This is a genomic window from uncultured Mucilaginibacter sp., assembly GCF_903913935.1.
Classification (GTDB): Bacteria; Bacteroidota; Bacteroidia; order Sphingobacteriales; family Sphingobacteriaceae; genus Mucilaginibacter.
Genome location: NZ_CAIWNH010000360.1, coordinates 1 through 12,148, shown reverse-complemented (window position 1 = coordinate 12,148; position 12,148 = coordinate 1). Strand labels below are relative to the sequence as shown.

General features: G+C 42.7%; 11 protein-coding genes. 3 read left to right on the top strand and 8 right to left on the bottom strand.

The window, feature by feature from the left end; genetic code table 11:
• Window positions 1-704: class II fructose-bisphosphate aldolase (fbaA, locus tag QZY09_RS14365; protein WP_295673454.1), on the top strand; the 704-nt coding region annotated here is incomplete at its 5' end.
• A 99-nt stretch (window positions 705-803) separates the two neighbouring features.
• Window positions 804-1,229 (top strand): GNAT family N-acetyltransferase, encoded by a 426-nt coding sequence (locus QZY09_RS14360; RefSeq protein WP_295673453.1) that lies wholly within the window; start codon window positions 804-806, stop codon window positions 1,227-1,229.
• 81 nt (window positions 1,230-1,310) lie between these two features.
• Here the strand turns inward: QZY09_RS14360 and QZY09_RS14355 are convergent, their stop codons facing one another.
• From QZY09_RS14355 to QZY09_RS14330, 6 genes are all read right to left on the bottom strand, one after another.
• Entirely contained in the window at window positions 1,311-2,165 is an 855-nt protein-coding gene (locus tag QZY09_RS14355) for a hydroxymethylglutaryl-CoA lyase (protein WP_295673448.1), read from the bottom strand.
• 15 nt (window positions 2,166-2,180) lie between these two features.
• Entirely contained in the window at window positions 2,181-2,777 is a 597-nt protein-coding gene (locus QZY09_RS14350) for a hypothetical protein (RefSeq protein WP_295673447.1), read from the bottom strand.
• A 94-nt stretch (window positions 2,778-2,871) separates the two neighbouring features.
• On the bottom strand, window positions 2,872-4,188 hold the full coding sequence (locus tag QZY09_RS14345) for an NAD(P)/FAD-dependent oxidoreductase (protein WP_295673445.1): 1,317 nt from the start codon (window positions 4,186-4,188) through the stop codon (window positions 2,872-2,874).
• Window positions 4,189-4,269: 81 nt separating this feature from the next.
• Window positions 4,270-7,260: a protein translocase subunit SecDF gene (secDF, locus tag QZY09_RS14340; protein ID WP_295673443.1), complete on the bottom strand. Its 2,991-nt coding sequence runs from the start codon at window positions 7,258-7,260 to the stop codon at window positions 4,270-4,272.
• A gap of 267 nt (window positions 7,261-7,527) precedes the next feature.
• Entirely contained in the window at window positions 7,528-8,007 is a 480-nt protein-coding gene (locus QZY09_RS14335; protein WP_295673441.1) for a dihydrofolate reductase, read from the bottom strand.
• Window positions 8,008-8,162: 155 nt separating this feature from the next.
• Window positions 8,163-8,984, bottom strand: a complete 822-nt coding sequence (locus tag QZY09_RS14330; protein WP_295673439.1) for a thymidylate synthase — start codon at window positions 8,982-8,984, stop codon at window positions 8,163-8,165.
• 336 nt (window positions 8,985-9,320) lie between these two features.
• Between QZY09_RS14330 and ispE the strand changes: the two genes are divergently transcribed.
• Complete coding sequence (gene ispE, locus QZY09_RS14325) at window positions 9,321-10,124, top strand: 4-(cytidine 5'-diphospho)-2-C-methyl-D-erythritol kinase (protein ID WP_295673438.1); 804 nt, start codon at window positions 9,321-9,323, stop codon at window positions 10,122-10,124.
• A 150-nt stretch (window positions 10,125-10,274) separates the two neighbouring features.
• On the opposite strand, the gene QZY09_RS14320 is transcribed toward ispE, so the two are convergent.
• Both QZY09_RS14320 and QZY09_RS14315 read right to left on the bottom strand, forming a co-directional pair.
• Window positions 10,275-11,159, bottom strand: a complete 885-nt coding sequence (locus tag QZY09_RS14320) for an NAD(P)-dependent oxidoreductase (RefSeq protein WP_295673437.1) — start codon at window positions 11,157-11,159, stop codon at window positions 10,275-10,277.
• Window positions 11,160-11,164: 5 nt separating this feature from the next.
• Entirely contained in the window at window positions 11,165-11,443 is a 279-nt protein-coding gene (locus tag QZY09_RS14315) for a hypothetical protein (RefSeq protein ID WP_295673436.1), read from the bottom strand.
• Window positions 11,444-12,148 lie beyond the last annotated feature (705 nt).

Sequence of the window (12,148 nt, the reverse complement as noted above, 5' to 3'; positions counted from 1 at the left end):
TTTTTGCTGAAACCGGAAAGCCTTTATTTTCATCGCATATGCTCGACCTTTCAGAAGAGTCTTTACACGAAAATATCGAAATCTCTGGCAAATACCTTGCCCGCATGGCTAAAATGGGAATGACACTGGAGATTGAATTAGGTGTAACCGGCGGCGAAGAAGACGGCGTTGATAATTCAGATGTTGACAGCTCCCGTTTATATACCCAACCTGAAGATGTAGCTTATTCCTACGAAGAGCTTTCAAAAATAAGCCATCGTTTTACAGTTGCAGCTGCATTTGGTAATGTACATGGTGTTTACAAACCGGGCAACGTTAAGCTTCAGCCGGTAATCTTGCATAATTCACAGGAATATGTAAAGAAAAAATTCAACCTTGCTGCTGAAAAGCCGATCAATTTTGTATTCCACGGTGGTTCGGGCTCAAGCCAGGAAGAGATCAGGGAAGCAATTTCTTACGGTGCCATCAAAATGAATATCGATACCGATATGCAATGGGCATACTGGGAAGGCATTAAAGATTATTATAAATCAAAAGAAGCTTACCTGCAAAGCCAGATCGGTAACCCTGAGGGCGAAGATTCACCGAATAAGAAATATTACGACCCCCGCGTTTGGTTACGCAAAGGAGAAGAAACGTTTGTTAAGCGATTAACAGTTGCCTTCGGCGATTTGAATTGCATTAACGTGAACGATAAGTTATAATAATTAGGTTAAAGGTAAAAGGCGAAAGGTAAAGGTGGGGAAACATACTCCTTATTTTTAACCTTTCGCCTTTCGCCTTTTGCCCTTTACCTTAAAAGTATGTCTTCAAAAGTACAAGTAAGCAGAGTAACTGCCCCGGCCGACCTGGAAAAGGTTTTTGCTATCCGCAGGGAAGTATTTGTTGTTGAGCAAAACTGCCCACCCGAACTGGAATGGGAGTTTGAAGATGAATCCACCCATTTCCTCGCGACTGTTGACGGCGAATCAGCCGGGGCCTGCCGCTGGCGTAAAACCGAAAAAGGCTATAAGCTGGAACGTTTTGCCGTATTGGCGAAGTTCCGCGGAAAAGGCGTAGGGCAGGAGCTGGTAAAAACTATATTAGCTGATCTTCCACCTGATGCGAGCTACATTTATATGCACGCCCAGATACAGGCTATTCCACTTTACGAAAAATTCAACTTTGTAAAAATTGGAGAAGAATTTGAAGAAGCGGGAATAAGGCATTATAAAATGGTTAGAGGTTGATTAAGTTGAATAGGTTGATTGGGTTAGAAGAGAAAACAAAACTTAATTAACTATTCACTCAATCAACTTAATCAATCAATTTCAACCAAACACCTGCCCCGAATACGCCATCGCTTCCTCCAGTTTATCCAAATTAAGCTCCAGGTGCTCATTTTGAGATTTAAGGTACCCGATTAAGATTTCCGTTGCAATATTGCCTGTAAGCTCGTCTTTGGCCATCGGGCAGCCGCCATAGCCTTTAAGCGCTGTGTCAAATAGCCGGCAACCGTTGTCATAAGCGGCTTCAATCTTTTCTTTCCAGGAATCAGGTGTGGAATGCAGGTGCATCCCGAACTGTATATTGGCAAATCCATTCAAGTGTTTCATTATATCGGCTATTTGCTGTGGCGTGGCGATTCCGATCGTGTCAGCAGCATAAATATGCTCGATTCCTGATGCAACCATCTTTTCTGACCAGTTTAACAGGATGTCTATACTCCATTCGTCTCCATAAGGGTTTCCAAAACCCATCGATAAATAGATGCGTAATTTTTTATTCGTTTTACTGCATAGTTCTTGTATGTTTTGCACAGTTTGAAAAGCATTGTCAATACCCGAATTGGTATTACGCTGCTGAAATGTTTCTGATATGGAAAAGGGGAATCCCAGGTAGCTTATTTCGGGATGCTTTGCGGCTTCTTCGGCACCGCGGTAGTTGGCAACTATTGCCAGTAATTTTGATTTTGTGCCGGTCAAATCAAGCTTTCGCAGCAGCCCGGTGGTGTCCTGCATCTGAGGTATAGCCTTTGCCGATACAAAACTTCCGAAATCAATGGTATCAAAGCCCACTTGGAGCAGTAAGTTAATATAAGCCGCCTTTATTTCGGTAGGAATGAGCTGGTGAATGCCCTGCATAGCATCACGCGGGCATTCAGTGATCTGTATTTTCGGCAGCATTTAATTTATTTCAATTTAGAATTTTAAATATATCGAGGGCTTTTGTTCAATCCCATCATATAATTCGCCGGTAAGCGCATTTAAATATTTTTCGAAAGAATCGAGCAGTTTGCGGGCATCCTTTGCTATGCGACGTGAATTGGTATTGGTAGCTTTCAGGTACATATCAAACAGCGTTTCTCTTTTATTGCCATTACCCTCCGGGCGAAAAAATACAACATTATTAATGGTATAGCGGTAGCTGCCATTTTTCAGGTCTAGGGTAATTGAAAATTGAACGGTGTAGGGATTCAAAGCATCGTCATCATCACCCACATAAACGGCGTTTACATTAAGGTCCTGGGTGGTAAAGTAAATCATTTTCCCTTCTTCCTGGTAGCCATAATTCTGTTGGAAATTCTTTGCCGCCATAAACTGCACCGCCCTGATATACATCAGCCCTTCAGGAAGGCTATCCACTTTTACCTTACCCTGGTAAAAAGCATAGTTGCCCTCAATTGTCAATCTAACGGAATCGGGGCTAATTGATCTATTGGAATTTGTAATATTTTCAGCAAAAACCGATGTTATTGCAAACATCACAAACGCAAAACAAAAGATTAAATTTTTCATGATACGGTAACGATTATTGGTCGAATATAACAGGATTGTGCAGAAACGGCGTTCACGGAATCAAATATCGCTAATAAATGCAAAACGGCGCGGCCTATCCATCAGTTTTTGGCAAGTGGGCTGTTTTTTCCGGCTCGTCCTCCATCACATATGGCCTGATGATAAGCCGGGCACCTCCGTTATAATTAAGATAACTACCCACCCAATTAATAAAAACAACTATCTTATTCCGGAAACCTAAAAGGGAAATCAGGTGTACGAACATCCAGATCATCCAGGCAAAAAATCCCTGGAACTTAAGTTTACCGAGGTCGGCGACCGCTTTGTTCCTGCCGATAGTGGCTAATGATCCCTTATCGAAATATTTGAATGGCACTGTTGGTTCATTATTGATGAGCTGCATAATGGTTTTGGCCGTGTGGTTACCCATTTGTATCGCTACCTGCGCTACACCAGGATGTCCCTTTGGCGTTTGATCGGTGATCATTAGAGCAACGTCGCCAATGGCAAAAATATTTGAAAAGCCGGCAACCCTGCAAACACTGTCCGTCCTGATTCTGTTGCCCTTTTCAATGATATTTTTGTCTATCCCTTCCGGCACAACGCCCATTACTCCTGCAGACCATATAACGTTTTTGGTCCGGATACTTCTGCCACCTTCAAATTTTATCACAGAGCCGTCATAACTCTCCACTTTCACCGCTGTGAGTACTTCAACGCCCATTTTGGTTAAAAAATCCTTTGCGCCTTCTGAGGCTTCTGCAGACATTGCGCCCAGTACCCTCGGTAAAAAATCAACCAGGTAAACGTTCATATGTTCTTTTTCTAACTCTGGGTAATCACAGGTTAGGATGTTATTGCGCAGTTCGGCAAGTGCACCGGCCAGTTCAACGCCCGTTGGGCCGGCGCCCACCAGTACAAAATTAAGATAGGGTTCCCGATCCTCTTTTGTGTTAAGCAAAACCGCTTCCTCAATATTTTGCAGGATCAGCGAACGCAGGTTAAGCGCTTCGGGGATTGATTTCATCGGCATAGCAAAATGCTCGATATCCTTATTGCCGAAAAAATTAGTGGTAGAGCCTGTCGCTATTACCAGGTAATCGTAAGGTAATTCACCGATTGTGGTATCAATAGTATTTTTTTCAGAATTTATCTTAGTCACTTCAGCATTCCTGTACCGGAAGTTTTTTTGATCCGAAAAGTTTTTTCTTAATGAAAACGCTATGGAGTCGGCTTCAAGGCTGCCCGTTGCTACCTGGTAAAGCAGTGGTTGAAAGGTGTGATAATTATGTTTATCAACCATTAAAACTTCCACCGGTTTATCTTTCAGGTTTTTCGCTACCTGTAAGCCTCCAAAGCCGCCGCCTATGATGACTACGCTGGGGAACTTTAATCCATTTTTTAATTTCATTTCTTTTTGATCCGATAGTATAAAAACAAAAAAGGCCCCAAATGTTCTTTGGAGCCTTGATATAAATTTTTGATTTTTTTTCTACCTCAGGTCTTTCTTGCCGAAGTCGATGATAACCGGTGTGGCTACGCAGATGGAAGAGTAGGTACCAAAACATACGCCTATCAATAAAGCGAAAGAGAAGCCGCGGATAACATCACCACCAAAGATAAATAATACCAGCAATATCATCAGCACGGTAAGCGCAGTGATAATAGTACGGCTTAAGGTATTATTGATAGCGTCGTTGATAACCGCTTTTGGATCATCAGTTTTGGCATGGTGCAGGTTAAGGAATTCGCGGATACGGTCAAATACAACCACCGTATCGTTGATAGAATAACCTATTACCGTTAATATTGCCGCTATAAAGGATTGGTCTATATCCAGCGAAAATGGCAGCACGTCTTTAAATATCGAGAAGAACGATAATACCATCAACGCATCATGCGCGGTTGCGATCATGGCACCCAAACTGAACTGCCACTTACGGAAACGGATAAATATATAACCCGAAATAATGATGATGGCGAACAGCACCGTTAACGCTGCAGATTTCTTTAGTCCGTTGGCTATAGTCGGCGCAACCTTTTGCTGGCTCCTGATATTTGCCGTGGTAATATGCGTTTGCGGGGTTGAATCAAGTGCTTTGATCACCGCTGTCTCAACTTTAGTATCCGCGTCAGCCGCATTATCATTGATGTCGTATTTGGTGGTAACGCTTATATCGTTGCCGAAGGTTTTAACCTCGTTACCGGAGCCAAAGGTTTTATTAATGATGGTACGAACTTGCTCAACGCCCACATTTTTGTCATCAAACCTGATCACGTAAGTACGGCCACCCACAAAGTCAACGCCATAGTTGAAGCCCCTGGTTACCATTGATCCGATACCAAGTAAAATAAAAGAACCAGAGAAGATATAATATTTAAAACGGTTTTTTACGAAAGCGTAATTTGCGTTTTTAAAGGTATGTGAACTCCATGGATTTGAAAATTTAACATCCCAGCCTTTTTCGATCATAAACTCAAGAATAATCCTTGAGATCAGTAATGAACAGAATAGAGAAGTGATAATGCCGATCATCAAGGTAATTGCAAAACCCTGGATAGTTCCGGTACCGAAAACATAAAGGATCAAACCGGTAAGGAAGGTACTGATGTTTGAATCGAGAATGGATGATAGGGCGTGTTTAAAACCATCAGAAATAGCTATTTTGAGCGATTTACCCAGCGCCAGTTCTTCACGAACACGTTCATAGATCAGTACGTTGGCATCCACAGATAAACCAAAGGTTAGTACGATACCTGCTACGCCAGGCATGGTTAACACTGCGCCAAGGCTGGTTAAAACACCCATCAGGAAGAAGATGTTGATCAATACCGCAACAACAGCGACGGTACCTGCACGGTTGTAGTAGGCGATCATAAACACCATTACTACCAGTAAACCTACAATGTTTGATAATAAACCTGCGTTTACAGCTTCTTTACCTAATGACGGGCCTACAACTGCTTCGGCAACAATATGCGCCGGCGCAGGTAAGCGGCCTGCTTTTAATACGTTGGCCAAATCGCCTGCTTCTTCGGATGTAAAATTACCTGAGATGGAGGAAACGCCGCCGGGGATAGGATTGTCTACACGCGGTGCAGAATATACGTTATCATCCAATACTATCGCAATAGATTGGTGATTGTTAGGGTCTTTACAAGCTTCGGTAGTAATCGCACTCCATTTTTCGGCACCGTCAGAGTTCATGATCATACGTACTTCCGGGTTGCCTTTCTGGTCAACGTCCTTAAACGCGTCCGTAATTACTTCACCTGTTAGGGAAGCGCCATTGTTGGCGCCAACCAATCTTACAGCATAAAGCTCAAATGTTTTGGTTTTGGCCATTGGCTTTACCCCCCAAAGAAATTTCATGCTTTGCGGAATAGCCGACTTTACAGCAGCGCTGCGCAGGTATCTGTTAACTTTAACCGTATCTTTCACATCGGCATGACCAACAACTGGGCCTGGTGCAATTTCAGTCTGCCCGTTTTGCCCCTGGTACATCATCGGTTTCAAAACATCGAACAATGGGTATTGGTCGCTGCCTTTAGCTTTGCTGCTTAATGATGATGTATCCTTTCCGCTCTTTTGAACTTTATTCAACAAAGCCAAAGCGCCTTTTTCTTTAGTAGTGTCAGTTTTGGCGTTGGCTAACTTTTTAGTGGTATCCGTTTTACCAGCAGCTACAGTTTTTGCGGTGTCTTTTTTGCTTGCTTTATTTTCTGCAGCGATGATGCCGTTTAAATTTGAAAGCAACGGTGTAACCTGGCTGTTGTCATAAGTTTGGTAGAACTCCATTTTTGCAGTTCCTGACAAAAGCTTGCGAACACGTTCGGGCTCTTTAACGCCCGGCAGTTCAATCAGGATACGATCCGCACTGGTTTGCTGAATGTTGGCATTAGCAACACCAAACTGGTCGATACGGGTATTCAGAATAGTGAAGGACTGGGTAACGGCAGATTTTGCATTGTCTTTCAGATACGTTTCTACTTCGCTGTTGGTCGCATTAAATTTAATGCGGTCCTGGTTATCTTTTGTTGAAAAGATAGTAGCCAGTTTGCCCTGGGGGTTTATCTTTTCGTAATCACTCACAAAAAGTGTGATGTAATCCGTCTGGCTGGTGATGATATCCTTATTAGCCTGCGCTATCGCCTGGTTAAAATAAACATCGGTATTATCGTTCGATAGCTTTTTAACCAACTCATCCAGGGAGATCTGCATGGTAACACTCATACCACCCTCAAGGTCCAACCCTAAGGCAAGTGCCCGTTGGCTGACGTATTGATAATCGTGTTTTAGTATGGGATATACCGGTTGCGTTGCGATAGAATCCAGGTAAGCCTTCTCTTTTGTAGTATCACCCTTGGCATACACCTTTGCGTCATCCTTAACTTTATGGGCTACCCAAGTAAATGAAAGCTGGTATAAGCATACGATTGCCAGTAATATGGCGAAAAATTTAACAACCCCTTTACCTTGCATTTTGAATCAAAATATGTAATTAATTAGTTTATAAGCCTTTTAAATAAGACGGCAAATCTAATAAAAATATGTAAGCATGAAATTTTTAATTGAAATAAGTGGGGAGGCTAAAGGTGAAAGGCGAAAGGCGAAAGTTTCTTTTCATAAGTTATTGATTTTCAGTAGTGACGTTGGTGGCTTTTAGGCCTGTCATCTTTTTTGGATGTGAAATCAAAGATTAGCCAGTGCATGGTTTAACCGTTTACCTTTTGCCTTTAACCTTTTACCTCATCGTTCGAGTGTGATAAAAGAGTATGGTATCGCATTTTTTTCATCGGGCTGATGATCTTCGCGGGAAACTTCCCGCCATTCGCTTTTATTTATCTCCGGGAAAAAGCTGTCGCCGTCGTATACCTTGTGAACGATGGTGAGGTAGATCCGGTCGGTTAGATGCATCGACTGTTTATAGATCTCGGCACCTCCTACAATAAATACTTCTTCTTCATCCGCGCACAACGCCAGGGCGGCTTCAATGGAGTTGACTACCTCGCAACCTTCAATCGAAATAGCCTGCCTGGTAATGATAATGTTCCGGCGCCTGGGCAGCGGCTTTCCAACCGACTCGTAGGTTTTCCGCCCCATGATCACGGTATGCCCACTGGTGATCTCCTTAAAGTGCTTTAAATCATTCGGCAGGTACCAAAGCAATTTATTGTCTTTACCGATAACATGGTTTTCTGAAATAGCGACGACGATAGAAATGTTCATTAGTTCATTGGATCATTAGTTCATTGGTAATAGTGCTATACCTTTGAACAGAATTTTATTAATTTAAATTCAATTTCAGTTTGTTAAATCCACTTCATAGTTCAAAGATCACAATTCATCTAATGAACCATTGAACTAATGAACTAATGAACCAATCAAACCGCAACCGCAGCCTTAATATGCGGCCATGGATCATAATTTTCCAAAGTGAAATCCTCAAACTTAAAGGCAAAAATATCTTTCACGTCGGGGTTAATTTTCATGGTGGGCAATGGCCTTGGTTCGCGGCTTAGTTGAAGCGTTGCCTGCTCCAGGTGATTATTGTAAATATGGGCATCGCCAAACGTGTGTACAAAGTCGCCGTAATCCAGGTCGCATACCTGTGCCATCATCATGGTAAGGAGCGCATATGAGGCAATATTGAATGGTACCCCCAAAAATATATCTGCACTTCTTTGATACAACTGGCAGGATAGTTTTCCACGTTTCTCGCTCTTTGCAGGATTAGCCGGCTCCACGTAAAACTGGAACAAGCTATGGCATGGGGGCAAAGCCATCTGGTTAACATCCGCTACATTCCATGCTGATACCATCATCCTGCGCGAATCCGGGTTTGTTTTTATCTGGTTTACCACCTGGGTGATCTGGTCGATGTGTCCGCCGTCAGGTTTTGGCCACGAGCGCCACTGGTACCCGTAAACAGGGCCCAGGTTGCCGTCCGCATCTGCCCACTCATCCCAGATGCGAACACCGTTATCTTTTAAATATTTGATATTGGTATCCCCGCTTAAAAACCAGATCAATTCATGAATAATGGATTTTAGGTGCAGTTTTTTGGTGGTCACCATCGGGAAGCCTTCCTGCAGGTTAAAGCGCATCTGGTAGCCAAAAACACTTAAGGTGCCGGTGCCGGTACGGTCGTGTTTCTGCGCGCCGTTCTGCATCACATGGCTCATCAGATCGAGGTATTGTCTCATTGGTTGATTAATTGAGTCATTAGGTCATTGAGTCATCAAGTCATTTTTGGTAGGTTGTTTAAATTACAACGCTTCCAATCTTTACAACATTTTCAACCTAAAAATAAATACAAATAAAAATAAACTAATGCTGGTATCCTACCGATGTGCAAAAATAGAAGACTTGTTAATCGTTTTAAACGTGACAGGTCTTTGAGCGACCTGCAACGTAGGGGTAACCCTTGTGGTTACCCCATCTTTTGGTTACCCGATAAATAGTCTGATATAACCTTTAAGGGCGACCACAAGGGATCGCCCCTACGGAAATTAATAAATAGGTTGCTACCTTTGCAACACATGATATCATTTCCCAACGCAAAAATTAATATCGGTCTTAATGTTATTGAACGCCGTCCGGATGGTTACCACAACCTGGAAACCATTTTCTATCCCATCAAAATAAATGATGCGCTGGAGATTATTAAAGCTGACAAATTAAGCTTTGAGTCATCCGGACTGGAAATACCCGGCAGGGTAGAGGATAACCTTTGTATAAAGGGCTATCATTTGCTAAAAAAACATTTCGACCTGCCGCCTGTGAAAATTCACCTGCACAAACATATCCCCATTGGTGCAGGGCTTGGTGGCGGCTCTGCCGATGCCGCGTTTTTCATCAGGCTGCTTAACGATTACTTTAGCCTGGGTTTAAATGATGACCGGATGATAGGCTACTCCCGCCAGCTTGGCGCTGACTGTGCCTTCTTCATCAAAAATAAACCTGTATTCGCTTTTGATAAGGGCGATGAATTTGAACCCATCAAACTTGATCTCTCCGCTTACAAAATTGTGCTGGTGATGCCGCCGGTTCATGTGTCGACAGGAGAGGCTTACGGAGGCGTAAAACCTGCGCCCGTAAAAACATCTTTGATGGAACTAATCCAGCTTCCGGTAACAGAATGGAAGCAGCATATCAAAAACGATTTTGAAATCTCAGTTTTTAAAAACCACCCGATGATTAGAGGGGTGAAGGCTGCCCTGTACGAAGCCGGCGCCATTTACGCCAGCATGAGTGGCAGCGGGGCTTCTGTCTTCGGGATATTTAGCGAAACACCGGATTTGAAAATTTCGGATTTCGGATGTTCGATTTTTCGCAATTGTTAATTTTTTAGCGGTGCTCAAGAGGGCTTCGCCGTTTCGGATTTGTTTTTTTTGTAAGAATTTCGAATTTGCGATTTTTGATTTGGTTTACTAATCCCGCATTTGGCATTGCGAATTCCGCAATAAAATAATTCCGAAATCGAACATCTGAAATCAAACCCCTGCATCCTCGCAAACTCCGCGTCCTACACCTTCTACCCAATCTGTTTCGCCCCAGCCTTTGGCTACAGCACTCAATAAGCGGTTGTGTACGGTGTTCACTACAGGCATGGGGGTTTCCGTTTGCTGCGATAATTTAAATGCCAGGCGTGCGTCCTTAAGCCCTAATTTCGACTTGAAGCCGACCGGCTCATACTGTTTGTTAGCAATGAGCCTTCCGTAGTTTTGAAAGATGGGAGCATTGAACAAAGTCGACCCAAAAAACTCTGCCACCTTTAACCGGTCTACGCCGCTTTTCTCTGCCAGCGTATATGCCTCTGCCATCATTTCCATTGATGCCATGATCATGAAATTGCCCGCAATCTTTACAACGTTTGCGGCTGCCCCGTCGCCAAAATCAACAATGCCCTGGCCAAGGTTTTCCAGCACCGGTTTCGCCAGGTCTTTTGCGTACTGGTCACCAGAAACACAGACCCACAATTTCTTTGCTGCCGCTGCCTCTGGTCTGCCGAATACCGGGGCTGCCAGGTAGGTGCTCCCGGCTGCTTTGTGAGCATCTGAAAGTAGCTGCGCCGTGTCCGGCGAGATGGTGCTCATCGAGATGTGCAGTGCGCCTTTAGGTAATTTTTTTAGGATACCATTTTCACCCAGAACTGTCTCTTTTAATACCTCGTCGTCTGACAACATCGTAATCACTATTAAGGCGCCATCGGCAGCAGCGGCAGAGGAGTTGCATTTGGTAATTGCCCCTTCGCCCAACTCATCAATTTTTGATAAAGTGCGGTTGTAAACCTGCAAATGATAACCTGCATCCAGCAGGTTTTTAGCCATTGGGGTACCCATATGCCCCAGGCCTATAAATCCAATTTTTGTATCCATTCGTGTTAGTTGATGTATTCCCTGTCTTCCTTACTTAGTGTACCGGGTTCGTCATCGTCAGGATCGCGGCTGCCTATGGTGTCACCCAGGCGGATCACCCTTTTGGGGCGCCCAACAAGCCATCCCAAAATAAACGCTACCACCGCCACAAGCAGCATTACACTGAGCTTTGAAACGTGGATTTTGAAAAATAAAATCTTGAACCAAACCTCGTCCGTATTTTGCATTATCACTATGGTAAGCAAAACGGCGATCAGGATAATAACGATTGTTTTAATGCGCATGGTATTTCGTTTTTACATTTAGTACAATATCCGTTTTTTATCCCACGAATAAAAATGCATTTACAGCGCCGTCTTTTTTAATTTGAAAATTGACCCGGATCGGGTAGCTGTCCGGCGTGGATGGATCTGGCACGATAGGCTGCAACAATAAAAGCACCGTACACTTTTCAGGATGATTGGCAACCGCTCCCTGGTTGATTTTTGAATTTATGTTGTATCACCTCCACTCCAGGCTGGGGTTTAATTTTTATTCAATTATTTTATGGGGCAGGAGTGGGGAAGACGGGAAGACTGATTGCCGTTATTGCCGCGTTCAGGAAGCTTGTTTTTTTCGTCAAAAAAGTATTTTGTATACGATCCCCGTAAAATTTTTAATTTCTGTTTTTTTCGTAATAAGGCATATCAATACACTTTGTCGGTCAGTTTTGCGAAAATTGCCATCTGTAAATTAATACTTCACATAATTAAATTTATATAGTTGATAAATAGTAATTTAACAGCTATAAAAACGTTAAATATTCAAATTTGCCAAAAAAATTAGTATTTTATAATTCAGAAAATTTTGTATTATTAAATTATTACTTTCTATAAAGATTTTAAACATTTGATTTATAAGTATTTGATTAATTTATTTAATCACATATAAATGTTCAAAATAGTAAAATTTGCCATGTTTTTTTATCAAAAAATCCCATAATTAGTATT